This window comes from Enterococcus sp. AZ179 (assembly GCF_050498885.1).
Lineage (GTDB): Bacteria > Bacillota > Bacilli > Lactobacillales > Enterococcaceae > Enterococcus_D > Enterococcus_D entomosocium.
This window is the reverse complement of sequence record NZ_JBMHEO010000001.1, coordinates 1,975,021-1,991,561: the sequence shown is the minus strand read 5'-3', so window position 1 is coordinate 1,991,561 and position 16,541 is coordinate 1,975,021. Positions and strand designations below refer to the sequence as shown.

Here is a 16,541-nt window from a genome sequence, read left to right as displayed (position 1 = left end):
GGTGATTTTACATGAGAGGGAGTAGAAACCAAAGCAAAGACCTTTTTCAGATAGATGAATAGACAAAAAGCATTCAAGAAACCAATTCCTGAATGCTTTTTGTCTATTCACCCTTTTTTTCGATACAAACCTTCTATTTCAATCGCACACCTTTACTAATTGCAGAAACATTAAAAATACTCATCACTTCTTACCAAATCGTTTTGCTAGAAGTGATTCCGACTATTCCCCTCCTTGATTTATCTCACGTTGAAAACCAGAGAATGCTTCGTTTCCATTCCTAGATTGTAACCGCACAATTCTTTCAGATAAAAGCGATAATCTTTTTCGACGATTCGGATGATCTCGTCATCGGAAAAATCGTCAAATCGCATCATTTCTGTGACTAAAACCAGTTTGGCATCGATTCCCAGAATATCTGGGGTGATCGCCCAAAATGTTTCTGGAGAAATCCCTGCTACCAATTGATCAAGTAACGTTAATTGCTTTTCTACATAAGAGGCTAAGGCACCATTTTCACGATTGGAATCCGTAAATTTCTTTTGAAATCCATCAAGATATTCTATCTTTGAAGTAAATACAGTCAAGCTTCTTTGCTCCTTTCTTTGAGGGGAACAAGCCCCCTTATTTTCTTCCTAAGTCTCAGCCTATTCTTTTTCGTTATCTATTCACTACTTTTTCTAGCTACTGAAAAAACACCAAGGTCCAGTAGTCAATGAAGAATATCCAGCAACCCTCTGACCAGCTGCTTGTAATGCTCTTTTTGATCCTTCGCCTCATCTTCTGCCTTGATTGAAAGACTTTGCTCAATTGCTTCTTGAGGCATCAACAAATGGGTGTTCAAATTTGAGATGTACGAGACGCATTCTTCCAACAACTGATACTCTTTTTGTAGGACACTAGGTACTTTATACGTACGAAAAATGAACAAATAGCGAGCATTCGCTTTTATTTCTTCTATGTGATTATTTTCTAATAAGTAACGCATCTTATCTATTTGTTCCCCTTCGGGATAGGGGCTAGAATCTGCAGTCAGCAGATGATAATAGTAGCCAATATATTCACTATTTATGATGGTTCTTTCAAACGCTTCTTTCCTGATCTTCATCTTCTGTATCCTTTCAAAACTATCACTGACCTCACTTATACAGCGTTTGTGGTATCACTAAGGACTGCTTACCTTTTTGATTCATTTTTTATCCGCTCTACTCTTTCATTAAAAAAGAGAAACTGTAAGTTTTCCTCACAGTTTCTCCTTTACGCTTCTAGCGATGACGATAGTTAAGGAGCGACGCTTTCACCGTGCTTCTTTTTTCTTGTCGCTGCAATGACAAACAGTACTAAGAGTGCATACCCAAGGATGATCAAACGAGTGGTGTTTGAAGAACCTGTTTGCGGTAATTTCCCTTGTCCGATTTGAGAAGCATCTGCGACGATCGTTTTCTTATTGTCATCGTCTGCTTCTTCCTCTTCCTTCGCTGTTTCACCAATTCGACCAGTCACAGTGACCTGCCCTGTTGTCGCCTCTGCGACAACGGTTTCTGATAGATCCCAGACAGTCAGAGCCAGTAATGCAGCGATGAAAAAAATGATTCTTTTTCGTTTTTTCATACGATAGATCCCTTCTTTACTGGGATTTCAGTTTTTAGTCTTCCTCTACATCCGGCGCAAAACTCAAGACCAATTTGAAACTTGGGTTTGATTCTTCTGATGCATTGACAGGAGTTGCTTCACCAGTGAACGCAAACGTCCCTTCATTCGTTCCTTGGTTGCCTTCAAGGGTAAACAATTCTGTTTCTGTTACAGTTGGTGTGCCGTTTTCAAACAACTCAATCCCGTTTACGTTTAACAAGTCTACTTCAGACATATTCAATGGTGTATCAACACCTGCAACAGAAGCGATCACACCAACTGCTGAGTTATTTGTCACTGTGTACGTAGGCGAAACGATCTCTGTATGACTTGACGCTTCTGTCGTATAGAACAAAGCAGTCGTTGGAATCGTTACATTGATCCATTGGTTCAAATCATCGGGATTTGGTCCAGGTGTTGTATTATCGAATTCACCGATGATCCCGTTTACTTGGACATCTCCTGACGTATCGCCTTCACGTCCGTCAATAGTTTGTGTCGCAAAAGCGGTGGTGCCGCTTGCGATTACTCCTGCGATCGTTGCTGTACTTAGAATAGCTGCTACAAATTTTTTCATTTTTATTTCCTCACTTTTCCTTTTTTAATTCTTAACGATAATCGTTAATTCAGCTTCAGTGACCCCTTGTTTTTCTTTGCTTTCAGGGTCGTAAATATTGATGGTGGCTTTGGCAGGATACTCGCCTTTTGCCAATGGTGTCGCCAAGGCGACATTTTCAACAAATTGATTTGGATAGATCGCACCGGAAGAATAGATGACTTCCCCGCTCGACAGTAAAGAGATATCCACGGCGATTGGGTACACATTGGTGCCTGGATTAACGATTTCGATGGATCCCGTGCTTTGACCATCTTCAAAAATGGCTTCTGGATTGATTTGCAGGGTGAAATAATTCGCATCTGCAATTTCCTGCGCCCGTTCAGATAATCGCTGATCGGTGGCATCGCCAGATTCAGGCAAAAGGTCTGCACTGATCAACGGAACCGCTTCTTTTGATTGATAGAAATAGTACCCGAGTCCACCGGCAAGTACGGCCAATAGCAACAACCACCAGAGCCATTTCCGTCGTTTTTTATTTTCGGTTTGATTCGTTTGCTCCAATGGATTCACCTCCTTCCCATTTGGTACGATCTTTTTTTCTTAGTCTCGTGGAACAAAGCGTAAGACGATGCGATAATTCGGTACAAGCAAGTCTTCATAATACCCGCCTTGATCGGCTTCTGAATCAACGACCCACTGGGGATAGTCCCCATAGAAATCCCCCGTTAAGGAAATCGGCACGCGGCTTCTTTCTTCTAAGCGAACCAAGTGTTGTTCTTCCATCGCTTCATAGAGTTGAATCTGGGTTTCTTCCGTTTTTAGGTTCAGTCGCAACAGCGGGGTTGAGATATCGTCATAAGTAAGGGTTGGGTCTTCCTCTTCGCTTTCACTTTCAGCGTAATCGAGGGGATCTTCTCCCTCTTCTAACAAGACGATTCCGGCAGGATCATCGATCGCCAATTGATTGATATAGGTATCCACAGCAATTGGCGATTGATTGCGGATCTCATACGCTTGGCTTTCAAAATTACGATTCGATTCCGCCGTATTGTACAAGGATTCAAAGACCATTTTGGTCGGGATCGTCACTCGCATATGCTCCAGTTTCGATGTCACATCGATACCGATAGTCATCTGGTAGGCTTTATTCCCCACCTCAAGAACAGCGAAGTAACTGCCGTCTTCGTCCACTTCTCGTGTAAGATCCGTTTCTACGATGCGAAAGTCATCCGTCATATCCGCTTCCGTCAACACATTTGCGGCTTGCGCGCGACTTTCTTGAAGGATCAAAGCATCTAATTCTTCTTGCGTGCTTAATTCATTAATTTTATAGCGATCTAAAGTGATATTGTATGCTTCAAAATTCACACCTTTAATCACGGTTTGACGAGCGGTCACATCGACATAGGTCTCAATCGAAGGTTTCGATAAGAAAATCGACACTTCTGTCTCTGTTTCCAATCGCTCATTTTCTCTTAAGGGAATGCGGAAATAGCGATACAGCTGATTTTCATCCCGATAGTCGCCCCATTCGATTCGTTCAGAGTTTTTGTCCAATTCGACGATTTCTCCATCGGTATTTGTATAGGAGATCAAGGTGACATCGGTATCCTCGTACATGGAACCAGTGATTTCAGTCGACTGATCACTCAATGCATCGATTCGGGCAATGAGGCCTTCTGGTTCTGAAAAACGAATCTTATTGAAGTTATTCTTAGCAATCACTTGGTAAATGTCCGTTTGTTTTTCCAGACTTTCCAAAGAACCCTCTAATTGCTCGCCACTCAGTAATCTGGAACGCGCTTCGCCATTTCCTGTGCCGCCATAAGGGAATGTATTCCCCCCATTTCGATTGATTCGCATCGTTCCGGAAATATTGATAAATTCTTCTGTTGGTTCATCTAAAGAAGCATTTTCCCAAACTGCTAGTTTTTGACTCGCAACATTGATTCTCAAACCGTTCGCAACCGTATTTTGTGCAGATCGGATCAAACGCTGCAATTGCGCATTGGCTTGACCAGTTCTTGTCGTAGGATGACTAATTTCAAACAAATTCACATTGTTTATATTCAATCGTGCATTGGCAAGTCTGAAATAAAGAACTTCAGATTTATTTCTTATGGTTTCCAATACAACCGTAGAATCTTCTCCTGCCGAAAATGAATTCCGCACATTGACTAACGGGCGATTGATAAATTCCGCCGATGTTCCCATGCCTGTCCGATTATCGGTCATGGAAAAATTAGCTCTGGCCCCTACTGTGATATTCGCAAATGAATTCGAATGATTGCTTGAGGCATTGCCTCCCGCCTGAGTATTTAAACCTCTCGCAACACCTTTAAATGTTGCCTCATCATTGAGAATGAAATTAGAGGAAGTCGTTACTCTAAAGATTCCTCCAGATTGATCCACGTCGAGGGTAGCCCCTTTACCAATCCGAACAAATGAATTACTAGCAGTCAACCAAATAAATCGGGAATCTGAAGTCGTTCGATCTCTTCTTGACGTCATGGTAGCATTGTCTTGCAACTCCACTCTTTGTGATACTCGGATTCTGGAATAATTTTGACTTGTTGCTGAATTTTGAATCGCCGTCGTTGTTGGCTCTGTCAAATGCACTTCAGCATGTTGCGCAAGCGTAACTGAACGAACAGTGGTGTTTCCTGTCATTCCTCTAGCAGCGTTTATTCTCGTATAGGAATTTTCGCCGAATAACAGATCTGTTGTTCCGACTCCCTGTAGAAATCGTCCACCAGTATCAACTTCGACTTTACTTCCTTCTTCCATCGTAAATTTCGAATTCGCCAAGGTTAAACGAAAAACGGCTCGTGCAGCTTGTCGCGTTGTATGATTGACCGTTACTTCCGCTTCACGACCTAGTTTGATTTCTTCTCTAAACCGGAAAAAATCAACATTTGCATTGCTTCGTCCAGAAACGGTGATTTCAGAGTGATCGCCCACATGCAACCGGCGAATGGTTGAAGAAGCAGCAGATGAGGTACCACCGGTAAAGCCTTGTGCGGTTTGTAGGCTGATCGTATTTGCTTCACCAATATAGATATCTGTTGTGCTGCGACCAGTCACCAATGGTCCTACTTGATTGAGGGTGATGGTTGCATTTGCTTCTGACAAAAATTGTGAAGCCGTCGACGTTGAACCCAGTGCAATGAAAGGATTGGCTGCTGATGATGTGCGAGAATAATTGATCGCTGCTTTTTCTCCTAGGAAGAAACGTCGTTGCACGGAAAAAGAATTGGCTGCTGTGCTCGTTGAATGCTCAGCAACATTGATTTCAGCCCCTTCAAGCAGCTCAAATTGATCGACCATCGTTCCAGCGGTAAAACCATTCCCTAATACGCCCGTTAGTTTTGAGTATTTCCCTAAAGTGACATGGGACAAACTTGCGTTGACAAACGCCCCTCGCTGGTTCACGGCTATTTCAGAATAGTCACCAATGGTGATTTTCCCGTTGCTTGATGCTAAGCCGATGACGACATTCGATGTACTTGCTGAAGAGGTCGTTCGCGTTCTCGGCACGTCAATTGTTGTATGACTTCCGATTTGAACCGAAGACGTTGCGAAAAAGGTTCGATACGCTTGACCAACAGTGGCATTACTAGGTTCACTTATGGTTATATCCACCTGATCACCAATCGCAATACTGTTGACTGCTACGTTGCCATTAAACCCGTTGCTATGCTGATTGTTCATTTTCACGTGGTCTTGAATCACTATCGTGGTACTAGCCACACCCGTAAACATCGGTCCATGCTGCGATATTCGCGTTTGTGTATTCTCCCCAAAATCGATGGAGGAATTTGCACTTTGGAGCTGGATAAAAGCTCCGGTCGTTGTGCCCGTCCGCGTTCCTTCAATAATGGTAGGTTGGTCCGCGGTACTATTTTCAACGATGAAGCGGTGTCCGACATTGATGGCGGGCGTCCCGCTGACCGTCCCGTACTCAGATAGTTTTAACTGACTCCCTGCTTGTAACCTTACTTCGCCTAGCGTGCTGGTGGAATTACCAGAAAGCCCCTGTCCCGTGCCAACATCTAGTGTTGCCCCGGTTGCTAGCGTCAACCGACTATCTTGATTGGCATTTGGTAGGGAAACCATTGCGCCAGATTGGCGAATCGTGGTCATACTTCCTTGACCAAAATCAAGGCTTGCTGCGGTACCTGTCATGTGAAAAACAGTGCCAGTATTGCTGTTGGTACTTCGGGTGACAGAAATTTCAGCTTGGCTAGCGACTGCTACTTGATTCATTTCAAAGATTGGTGTGGCATTTGATGAGCGATGATTGATCGTCAATTGGCCTTCGACCAAGAGTCCTTCAGCCGTGAATAACGTTGGAATGGAAGACGTCGCTGTCGTCACCACATTGGTTCCTTTGAAATGAAGATGTGCTTGGTTGTTATTCACCACGCGTCCTGCGGTAGTGGTCAGCTCCAGTTGGGTATCTTCAAAGGTAATCGTTGAAGCCCCAGTTGTTTGAGCCAGCCCTTGCGCCGACTGAATGCCTTGTTGTTGTACCCCTTGCCAAGTCAGTTGAACAGGTGCCGCAAACTGCATCAGGTTCTCTGCCGCCGTCTGCGAAACGATCACAGGTGTATCTTGACTACGAAAAGTAACGTCTGCCCGTTGGATACCACTGATTGGCTCAGTTAATGCCAAGTTGTTGGCAAAAGTAAGCACCAAGGATTGATCATTGGCGATTTCTTCGTAATGATACTCCGTGCCATCTTCATCGGTGAAGGATTCCCCAAGTAAAATTGCCCGCAATTGCGCCTCACTTGCTACAGTCAATGCGACCGCTGAAGCTTCAGCATCAAACCTTTCGACTTGCTCATTCTCAGCTTCTGTTTCCGCTTCATCTTCTGAGCTATCTGGCGTTTCTGCTTCGGGCAGTGCTTCATTTTCCTCTGCTTTTTCTTGGCTAGCTGTCGTGGAATCATCCGTGGCTTCCGAAGAAGATTGTTCTTCACTGCTTTCTTCGGTTGTTTCTTGGTCTTCCGATAGATCAGCAGAATTAGTGGTTTCCTCAGTTGAGGAGTGTTGCGTCTCTTCAGAAAGTGACTCTGTTTCTGCATAAGCAACTTGCTGGAACGCCAGCGTCGTGTTGACCGCCGTGCTGCTTAGTAGGAATACTGCAGAAAACAATGTAAGTAGTTTCATCATATCCTCCTTTCTTCAAGTCTTTGGTGCGTCAAGAAGGTTGAAGCTAAGAAACAGTCTCCTCCTTTTCACACAAAGTTGTCTCAATATTCTTCGTTTTTGGGGGAACGACAAAAAAAGACATTTGGACGAATCAAATGTCTGAAGAAAGTTGTTAGATTGGGTTTTTGTAAAATAATATCTACATACGAGTTCCTATTTCTTAAAAACGAAGGTTATTGAGACGAAAAAAACTGTAAGTGTATCACGCGTGGTCCTTACTAAACTAAGAATAGCGTGGTCCTTTAGCAAAAGAAAATCATTATTTTCATAAACACCTGAAATAGATGAATAAATAACCTACCTCTTTCACTGTGTGAAAGGTACGGGAATGGGTTTAAAAAAGCGGTTTTTGATACGGGTTTATTTTCCGTTCAAGATGTTCCCAATCTCGATCATCTGGAAGAGATTTTAATAATAAATAATCTGTTTTGACTTTGTAATCGACGAGATAGCGATTGTAATTGGTCACGATCAAATCAATATGTGATCCATTTAGCGTCTTCTTTGTTAAATATTGCAGCTGCACAAAGGTCAACTCGTGCTTGCTGCCAAACCGCTGGATTGCTCGAGTTTGAATGTGCTGGCACACAAAATGATCTCCTTCTAGGAGAAAATAAATGGTTTTTGCTGGTGCGTAATAATCGAAAATCAACTCGCTATAAATTGTTAAACTGACACAGATGTCTTCTAAGTAAGCACTAGACAAAGAGAGTTTTTTGCTCTGCTCCTTAAGAAATTGTAAGTTCTTTTGATAATTCTCGCTGTTGGAACGCATGATCACTTCTTTGATATCATCCATTTCCTTGTTCAAAACCGGCGCAGTCGCATGGTTTATTTTCCTCGATAAAAAGAAAGAACGTAAAAACGTCGCCACCGTAATGGCTTGCTCTTTGGGCACATCATGGTTCTGCAGAAACAATTCGGCCACGTTTGCAATCGCTGTACCTTGATGAAATTGTTGGTAAAATTTTTCCTCTCGTTCTTCTTGATCCAAGGTTCGCTTGCACAAGGTGACTAAGTAGATCCAAGCAAATTCTTCTTTGGGCAACTGGGTCTGATAGATTTCTTCAATGCCTTTTTTCAAGGAATAAAGTTTGGCGAAACTATTCCCTTTATACGCTTGCCTGACCAGTTCTTTGGGCACAGTGATATGATAGCCAAGGCTCGCGCGTTTGATGGCAATATAAAACGTATAGTAAAACGCTGCGGGGGTCGCCCCAGATCCGATTTCATAATAGCCGAACTTGTCATCCAATTGCCCTAAAATCAGGTCATGCAATGCTTGGTCTGGGACCAATGTATAGATCGTTTCGACCCCTTCATAATAAAAATCTTTGAAAAACTTACGTAAGTTGGCTTCGCTTCCTTCAATCGTTAAAGGATTGGAGGTCCATTGTAAGCCATAGCTTTTCAAAATAGGGTTGCGCTGATTGAGTAAGCGCCGAAATGTACTCTCTGAAAAATGGTAATGATGTGCTAGCTCATCCACCTTAGCTAACTTGCCATGAAAGATATTCCCGATAATTTCAAATAAGCATTCATTTTTTAACAAACTTTGTTTTCTTTTTTGATATTCTGTAGGCTTTTTCTCTTCGAAAACAAACCCGCTATTGCCGGAAACAAGAACTATACTGTCCCCAAAATATTCTTTCATGTATTTGATATCATTGGCAATCGTCCGCTGAGTTACCTGATTGCGCTCAGCTAAGTCGCCAATCGTAAACACCCGATCTCGCTCAATCGTACTCAACAGCCGAAACAACCGCGCGGTTGTGCGGTTGCTGATGAAGGCCAATTGCAGCTCTCTCATCCACTCCACTCCTTTTTTCAAGAGATTCTTTTCTATACTATTACATAAATAGACCACTATTTGGTAATTATATACTCAAATTTACAGTATTTTTATCAAAAAACCTACTAATAATGAAAAAAATAGCGTTCTGAATTTTATTTTCTAACTTGTAATCGCTTCTTCGATGGAATGAAAAAAGCCGCAAGCAACACTCGATGAAAAGAGCTGCTTACGGCTAGTCTTGGTTTTTTCGTTAAAATAAATACTGCGCAGTAATCGACGATTGACAATTAATCAGTTGGTCTGGGGTTCCTTCGTACAAGATTTCACCACCGCGAATCCCGCCATCAACACCGACATCGATCAGCCAATCCGCTGCTTTCATGACCTCAAGGTTGTGTTCGATCACGATCACCGTGTTGCCTTTTTCCACTAGTCGTTCGATGATCGCCAAAATACTCTTGATGTCTGCCATGTGCAATCCGGTTGTTGGTTCATCCATAATGTAGATATTGCCTTTTTTGCTTAATTCTTTTGCTAACTTCAATCGTTGGCATTCACCACCAGACAAGGTATTCAATGGCTGTCCAAGGGTCATGTATCCTAGTCCCACAGCCAAAATCTGTTTTAGTTTTCTTTGAATCGCTTTTTCCTCAAAGAATTCAACCGCTTCTGTGATGCTCATGGCAAGGACTTCATCGATCGACTTGCCTTTCAAGCGATACTGGTAGACTTCTTCTTTAAATCGTTTGCCGCCACAGGCCTGACACAAAACCTCGACGGAATCCATAAAGGACAGCTCCATCTTGATGGTCCCGTGGCCCTTACATGTTTCACAAGCACCTTCGGAATTGTAGGAAAAAAGACCTGCTGAAACCTTGTTTTCTTGCGAAAACAACTTGCGAATGTCATTCATGATTCCTGAATAGGTTGCAGGATTAGAGCGAATATTCCCCGCCACCGCTGATTGATCGATCGTAATGGCTTCAGAGTATTCTTTGGCAAAAACACCATTTACCAAACTGCTCTTTCCAGAACCAGCGACACCGGTCACCACCGTAAATACCCCTAATGGCACCCGCAGTGCTGTATTTTTCAAGTTATGCAGCGTCGATTTTTTCGTTTCGATAAACTGTTGGCTTCTGCGAGGGGCTTCTTTGAAATCCACCATCTGTCCAAAGGCTTTGCCAGTCAGTGTATCTGAGCGCAGCAATCCTTCAAAGGTTCCTTCGTAAGTAATATAGCCGCCATTTTTTCCAGCTTTAGGACCAACATCGATAATATGGTCGGCTGCTTTAATGACATCTGGATCATGCTCCACTACGATGACGGTGTTCCCTTTGTCCCGTAGTTTGACTAACAATTCATTCAATCGGTGGACATCCCTTGGATGCAGCCCAATACTCGGTTCATCAAAAATGTAGATCACATCGTTCAAGCTAGAAGACAAGTGTTTGACCATTTTTACCCGCTGACTTTCCCCACCAGAAAGCGTCGTTGTTTCACGGTCTAAGGAAACATAATCCAACCCGATATTGATCAGATCAGTGATTCTCGCTTGGATGTTTTGAAGCAGGGGTTGGACACTCTCCTCCGAGATTTCTTGAAGAACCGTCAATAGTTCATCCACTTGCATCGCCAAAACGTCCGCAATCGAATAGCCCGCGATTTTACACGCGAGTACTTGTGGATTGAATCGTTTTCCCTGACAGTCAGGACACTTCTGCTCATTCATGAAAGAAGCGATTTTCTTCTGCGTAGCAGCGGAGCTTTCATTGCCACCTTTGATATTGGAGCGATTAAAACGAGCGACTAAGCCTTCATAGGTGGAACTCATGCCTTCCATATACAAGGAATCGATTTTTTCTCCTTGGGCATACAAAAAGCGGTTCATTTCTTCTTCGCTATATTCTTTCAACGGCTTGTCATTGTCAAAAAAGCCCGTATTGGTGAAGGACTTCAGTAGCCAAGAGCCGACTTTGTAGCCAGGAAGCAGGATCGCCCCTTCGTTCAAGGACTTTTCAAGATCCAGTGCCTTTTCTAAATCTAACCCGACGATCCGCCCAATCCCTTCGCAAGTGGGACACATCCCATGAGGGTCATTGAAGGAAAAATTCCATGCAGGACCTAAATACGGTTGACCAAGACGAGAAAAAAGCAAGCGGATCAAGGGGTTGATATCCGTGATCGTCCCTAATGTAGAGCGGGAATTGCCGCCTAAACGGCTTTGATCAACTACTACCGCCATCGAAAGATTGTCGATGGCATCCGCATCGGGCTGGCTGTATTTTGGCAAAAAGTTGCGGACAAATTTCGAAAAGTTCTCATTCAGCTGTCGACCAGCTTCTTGTGCGATCGTGTCAAAGACGATCGATGACTTGCCAGAACCAGAGACACCCGTGAAAATCGTGATTTTTCTTTTGGGAATCTTCAAGTCAAAGCCCTTCAAATTGTTCTGCCTGGCGTTGTGGATTGTAATGTATTCCTGCATGCTATACCCTCCCAGATTCTATTGAATTTTTACAGTGAGCGACCATTATAGCACAAACATTCTCGCTGTTTCTCGGAATTTTGCAAAAAAACTATGTTTATTTTATGTTTTGTTCTCAATGTTGGAATAGCAAGGATAGAGGGCTTATGCAATTTTTCGATAACTATTGTATAGGAAGGAATTTAGAGTGCGAACGAAGTTAGAAGATAGAGCGAAGAAGGAGTATTTTGAATGACCTTAAATTGCTAAAAGGTAAAAAACAGTCCATTTCCCCTTGCTTGCAAAGTGAAATGGACTGTTTTCATGAAATAACCTTTAATCGTTTGAAGCCGAATGTTAGAGATCGGCCAGATCAGCCAGATCAGCTCACTACAGTTGACGGAAACGTTTTGATCAATGTCACCGTTTCTTCTGCCCCATAATCCCCTTCGGCATATAAAGCAAGATACTCTTCCAACAAATAGTCAGCAAGGTCTTGGGTAGATTGCGTAAAACCAGCCTTTTCGTAAGATCTGACTGCAGGGATATTTTTTCTCGATGGTCGCATCATCAATTTTTGAATGTCGAATGTTTCATGTAAATGATCACCGAGGGTGACGATCGCATCGGTACCAAATCCTTTACCACAATGAACTTCTCGATTCAACCAGATATCCAATTCTGCTATGCCGTCTTTTAGATGAAACGAGGAGTAACTAATAAAGCCAATAGGTTCACCTGCATGTAGAATCAAAAAGCCTCTGCCATCTTGCGGTTGGGCACCAGTAAAGTAATACTCTTGATAGTCCTCAAAAAACTCTGCTTCAGTGGCGATCGGTGCATTAGGATAAGAAGGTGGTCCGGAATGATATTTTGTGGTTTCAGAGTGAAAACACCATTGATAGACCGCTTCTTTATCTTTGATTTCCGCAGGGGTTAAAGTGACTTTGTTGCCTGTTAGCATGTGGTGTACTCCTTTCGCTCTTCCTAATGTTCCCCCCAATTATAGCGGAGGATGTCCCTTAAAAACAAACCGCGTTTTTTCTTTACTTGAATCGAACATCGACATTTCTTAAATTTTCATTGTTGCGCCAACAATCTACCGATTGATTCCTCTATTTTTTATCCTCTAAAAATTAAATTCATTTTCCCAATTAAAATCAGCAGATTCTTCTAAACTGTTCGGCCAATGATGGCACCAGGAAGGAACTCTGGGCACTTCTACACGATCCAAACTTGGTGTGTACGGTTTGATATCTATTAGTGGCGTTTGGTCGTTTGCATCAATATAAGGAATAGAAAGAATTCCTTTCTCAACATCGACTGATAATACTTGAACAACACTTAATGCAATTGGATTTGGTCGGATGGGTGATCTCGTAGCAAATATCCCCATTTTTTCAGGCGCATGTTTATAGGGTTGCTCAGCATCCAAAATCATTCGATACTTTGCATCCGCAAAATCACTGAACCACCATACTAATTGAAGGTGACTAAATCCTTCAATCCCTGCCAAAGCTGGAACATATTCTTTCTTTAGCTTGAGCAAGCATCCGTCCTCATTGTTTTGAATGATTCCGATCGGTTGTAGTTTATATTCTGTCATTTTCTTTCCTCCATTTCCTCTTTGTGCTCTTAGAATAGTGCCTGACACAATGTGAGAGTCAAGAGAAAATAGAAAAAATCTGCTACTCATCGTTTTATGAGTGGTATTTGTATTTCAGTCAAATAATTGCTTTCCTCCTGCTCATTCCAAGGACCGCGATGCACGATTTGCCTGTCTGGTCCGTCCATTTGGTAATAAGGATGTTCTTGTAGCCACTCAGCCAAGGACAAATAGACGTTGGCTATGTTGGAGAATGCACCGTACACCATCGTGCACGCCATAATTGGCACTGCCTCCGTTTCGTAGATAGAAAATACTTTGGAATCTACTTGCAGGCCTGCTTTCACTTGCACACACAATTCAACATCGACATTTTTTTCTTTAAACTCTTGGTCGTGATAAATCGAAAATGATTGTCCGAAATTCTTTATTTTATGAAGCTCCATAAAAGTGGCTAGTTCTCTCCACAGTTCCTCTTCAGCAAAATAATTTGGTATGACTTTGCGAAGGGAGAGCACATGATAACTCGGGACTGCTTTCATTGTGACCTGATAATGGCGCTCTGTTCGTTCCTTCGTCAATTCTAATTTAGCTACTTCTAGTTTGATTAATTTTTGTTTTTCCGCCTCTATAGTTGTCTCAATTTCATCTTTTTTTCTTTCTAATTGTTCTGCAAGGAAGTCCTGCTCTTGGTTTTTCAGCAACACCGCAATTTCTGCTACACTAAAGCCGCTATCACGCAAATAGAGTATTTTATTGAGTTCAGGCAATTGAACAGCCGAATACAGTCGATAACCAGTAAACGTATCAATCCTATCGGGCTTTAATAGACCCATCTCATCATAGTAACGCAACATTCTGATACTCACTTGAGAGAGCTTTGAAAATTCACCTATCTTAAACATACGCACCTCCGATAGATTTATTATAAAAACACTTTATCCACACTTCAATGCTACTCACTATAAAAAACCGAAACAAAGAACTCACTCTCTGTTTCGGTCTTGCTTCATTATTCAACATTCAACGAAAAATTCTTCTAACACTTCTTGCATTTCATAGGCATGTGCCGATTTGTTCCACCTATCGGTTCACTGAGACGGCCATTCGGTGATAGGTATGGCGCTTGCCTCTGATGGCGATGGATAGTTGCAAGATGTTCTCGGGATCAGCGGTCCCAGAAAAACCTGCATCTCCGATATGATGAAGGTCGCAGCCGGCACGTTTGCTAGTCAATGCCAAGGCACGGATCGTACCTGTATCTGCACCTTCCTGTGTAGTACCGATGGTGCCCATGACCAACTTCTCTTTTTGGTGGATAAAGGCCACTAGATCACTCATGTGTTGTTCACTCAGCCCAGGAATCGTGCCCGCAATGGGTACAAGAATAACATCGGCTCCAGCTTGAATGAACGCAGACGCAATTTCTTCATCTAACACGGGTTCATTGACACCAGCTCCGTGCATTTTTCCAGCAATAATGATCCCAGAGAAAATGGCTCTTGCTTGTTTGATTGCCGCTGTGATTTCCTTATTTGAAACGCCAGTGGAAGGATTTCCTGTCAGACAGATAAAATCAAATCCAAGTGCTTCTGCACGAGCCATGTTTTTCTTTGTTGCCAAACGCCCAGTAGCGATAGTTGTCAACTGTTCCATCTGTTCCGCACAATCGTCGACAGGCTCAAGATTGACCCCAATAGGCCGCCCCGTTAAGCACTGCAAAAAGCGAATCGGGTCATCCGTTGTCGGTAAACCTTTGATAGCGCCGTTTTCGCAATCAAAAAGGTTCAGCAAAATCAAATCCGCCCCAAATGCAGCGACGAATTCAGCATTAGTGATTCCTCTAGACATCGGATCGATTTGGACATCATTTTCTGCTACGATCGTCCGACCGGCACTTCCTCGGATACTTTCCAATAGTTGGTCTTTATCAAATGATTTAAAATCAGCTGCCGTGCAATTCAATAATCGTTTTGTCTTCATTTTATGCCCCACTTTCTGAACCGAGTTCACTGGCTAATGTCCGATTATCTAGCATTTTGAAGAATGGATAATAGATGGCGATAGAAACCGTCAGATTCACCAGCTGTAAGATTGCCCCCGAAATATGTCCGCCTGTGGCTAGATAACCGCCGATGATTGGCGGCATCGACCAGGGAACCAAAACGACGGCAGGTTGGACGATCCCCATGGCAACTGTCGTATAAGAGATGACATAGCACACGACCGGCGTCAGAATATATGGGAACAAAATCAATGGATTCATGACAACAGGCAACCCAAACATGATGGGTTCATTGACATTAAAAACCGTTGATGGAAATCCGAGTTTCCCCAACTCTTTTAAATACTTACTTTTACTTCTGACTAATAGCAAGATCGCCAAGCCCAAAATCACCCCACTACCGCCAATCCAGACAAAGGTATTCATAAAGGTATAATTGATGATATGCGGAATCGTTTCGCCGTTTTGAAAAGCGATCCGATTTTCATCGATCATTTGAATCCATGTCGGCTGCAGGACGCTCAAGACCAAGTCCCAACCGTGGATGCCCACTGACCAAAACAATGACGTAAACATAATGGCAAATAGACCACCTATAAAGCCTCCGCCAATGATCGATAAAGGTTGTCCCACAAGGCTGTACAGCAGATCATGAACATTCGTGTTGCCGAATGATTCCACTAATAAACGAATCACCCAGAAAAGCGAGAGGCAAAAGAATGAGGGGATCAATGCAATAAAGGAGCGACTGACCGCCGGGGGAACGTTTTCTGGCATGCGAATCACGATATTCTTTTGTACGAATAATCGGAAAATCTCCGCCGTGATTAGACTAGTGATGATTGCTACGATCAGCCCGCGGCTACCAAGATAAGACATTTGAATGCCGCCATCTTCAATCGGAGTGACTAAAAGAAAAACCGACGCTGCCAATACACCGGCAGATAAACCGCTGACGCGGTAAGTGGTTGCTAAACTATACGCAATAGCAAAGGAATTGAACAGCGCCATCACACCAAAGGTCACTTGGACGACAAAGTCTAATTTGCTGCGCCATTCCCCGCCAAAAATACTAGTAACAAATAGGTTAAAGCCTTCCCATGGAACGTTGGATAAAATAACAAAAATGGAACCGATAATAATCAAAGGCATCGTGGTGACAAGTCCATCACGGATGGCAACTAGATGCTTTTCACTGCCAATTTTCATTCCCCATGGCAGCATTTTTTCTTCCATAAATTTCTTTAACGAATCCTTCAT

General features: G+C 42.9%; 13 protein-coding genes. All 13 read right to left on the bottom strand.

Features of this window, described 5'->3' with window-relative positions; all coding sequences use genetic code 11:
- Positions 1–239: 239 nt before the first annotated feature.
- Positions 240–587 carry a DUF7006 family protein gene (locus tag IGI88_RS09375; protein ID WP_016611346.1) on the bottom strand — a complete coding sequence of 116 codons (348 nt, stop codon included), beginning with the start codon at positions 585–587 and terminating at the stop codon, positions 240–242.
- A gap of 125 nt (positions 588–712) precedes the next feature.
- Positions 713–1,108: a hypothetical protein gene (locus tag IGI88_RS09370; protein ID WP_086299089.1), complete on the bottom strand. Its 396-nt coding sequence runs from the start codon at positions 1,106–1,108 to the stop codon at positions 713–715.
- A 173-nt stretch (positions 1,109–1,281) separates the two neighbouring features.
- Complete coding sequence (locus IGI88_RS09365) at positions 1,282–1,611, bottom strand: LPXTG cell wall anchor domain-containing protein (RefSeq protein ID WP_008377889.1); 330 nt, start codon at positions 1,609–1,611, stop codon at positions 1,282–1,284.
- 34 nt (positions 1,612–1,645) lie between these two features.
- Positions 1,646–2,209, bottom strand: coding sequence for a hypothetical protein (locus IGI88_RS09360; protein WP_008377887.1), 564 nt, complete (start codon positions 2,207–2,209; stop codon positions 1,646–1,648).
- A 24-nt stretch (positions 2,210–2,233) separates the two neighbouring features.
- Positions 2,234–2,752 (bottom strand): hypothetical protein, encoded by a 519-nt coding sequence (locus tag IGI88_RS09355; protein WP_034871937.1) that lies wholly within the window; start codon positions 2,750–2,752, stop codon positions 2,234–2,236.
- A gap of 39 nt (positions 2,753–2,791) precedes the next feature.
- Positions 2,792–7,369 carry a hypothetical protein gene (locus IGI88_RS09350; RefSeq protein WP_429960373.1) on the bottom strand — a complete coding sequence of 1,526 codons (4,578 nt, stop codon included), beginning with the start codon at positions 7,367–7,369 and terminating at the stop codon, positions 2,792–2,794.
- Positions 7,370–7,742: 373 nt separating this feature from the next.
- Positions 7,743–9,218: a helix-turn-helix domain-containing protein gene (locus tag IGI88_RS09345; protein ID WP_429960372.1), complete on the bottom strand. Its 1,476-nt coding sequence runs from the start codon at positions 9,216–9,218 to the stop codon at positions 7,743–7,745.
- Positions 9,219–9,453: 235 nt separating this feature from the next.
- Complete coding sequence (locus IGI88_RS09340; protein ID WP_429960371.1) at positions 9,454–11,691, bottom strand: ATP-binding cassette domain-containing protein; 2,238 nt, start codon at positions 11,689–11,691, stop codon at positions 9,454–9,456.
- A gap of 361 nt (positions 11,692–12,052) precedes the next feature.
- Positions 12,053–12,634 carry a GNAT family N-acetyltransferase gene (locus IGI88_RS09335; RefSeq protein ID WP_061053737.1) on the bottom strand — a complete coding sequence of 194 codons (582 nt, stop codon included), beginning with the start codon at positions 12,632–12,634 and terminating at the stop codon, positions 12,053–12,055.
- A 165-nt stretch (positions 12,635–12,799) separates the two neighbouring features.
- The gene (locus IGI88_RS09330; protein ID WP_034872811.1) at positions 12,800–13,276 is read right to left on the bottom strand and encodes an SAM-dependent methyltransferase; all 477 of its coding nucleotides are present in this window, start codon (positions 13,274–13,276) and stop codon (positions 12,800–12,802) included.
- Between the two features lie 86 nt (positions 13,277–13,362).
- Complete coding sequence (locus IGI88_RS09325; protein WP_128432463.1) at positions 13,363–14,181, bottom strand: MerR family transcriptional regulator; 819 nt, start codon at positions 14,179–14,181, stop codon at positions 13,363–13,365.
- Between the two features lie 178 nt (positions 14,182–14,359).
- Positions 14,360–15,259, bottom strand: coding sequence for a hypothetical protein (locus IGI88_RS09320; protein ID WP_061054483.1), 900 nt, complete (start codon positions 15,257–15,259; stop codon positions 14,360–14,362).
- Position 15,260: 1 nt separating this feature from the next.
- Complete coding sequence (gene celB / locus IGI88_RS09315) at positions 15,261–16,541, bottom strand: PTS cellobiose transporter subunit IIC (RefSeq protein ID WP_086332993.1); 1,281 nt, start codon at positions 16,539–16,541, stop codon at positions 15,261–15,263.

What these genes read in the sequence shown, in the direction of transcription:
- IGI88_RS09370 (WP_086299089.1), bottom strand. Translation starts at nt 1,108, where the DNA reads ATGAAGATCAGGAAAGAAGCGTTTGAAAGAACCATCATAAATAGTGAA.
- IGI88_RS09365 (WP_008377889.1), bottom strand. Translation starts at nt 1,611, where the DNA reads ATGAAAAAACGAAAAAGAATCATTTTTTTCATCGCTGCATTACTGGCT.
- IGI88_RS09360 (WP_008377887.1), bottom strand. Translation starts at nt 2,209, where the DNA reads ATGAAAAAATTTGTAGCAGCTATTCTAAGTACAGCAACGATCGCAGGA.
- IGI88_RS09350 (WP_429960373.1), bottom strand. Translation starts at nt 7,369, where the DNA reads ATGATGAAACTACTTACATTGTTTTCTGCAGTATTCCTACTAAGCAGC.
- IGI88_RS09345 (WP_429960372.1), bottom strand. Translation starts at nt 9,218, where the DNA reads ATGAGAGAGCTGCAATTGGCCTTCATCAGCAACCGCACAACCGCGCGG.
- IGI88_RS09340 (WP_429960371.1), bottom strand. Translation starts at nt 11,691, where the DNA reads ATGCAGGAATACATTACAATCCACAACGCCAGGCAGAACAATTTGAAG.
- IGI88_RS09335 (WP_061053737.1), bottom strand. Translation starts at nt 12,634, where the DNA reads ATGCTAACAGGCAACAAAGTCACTTTAACCCCTGCGGAAATCAAAGAT.
- IGI88_RS09330 (WP_034872811.1), bottom strand. Translation starts at nt 13,276, where the DNA reads ATGACAGAATATAAACTACAACCGATCGGAATCATTCAAAACAATGAG.
- IGI88_RS09325 (WP_128432463.1), bottom strand. Translation starts at nt 14,181, where the DNA reads ATGTTTAAGATAGGTGAATTTTCAAAGCTCTCTCAAGTGAGTATCAGA.
- IGI88_RS09320 (WP_061054483.1), bottom strand. Translation starts at nt 15,259, where the DNA reads ATGAAGACAAAACGATTATTGAATTGCACGGCAGCTGATTTTAAATCA.
- celB (WP_086332993.1), bottom strand. Translation starts at nt 16,541, where the DNA reads ATGAAGGATTCGTTAAAGAAATTTATGGAAGAAAAAATGCTGCCATGG.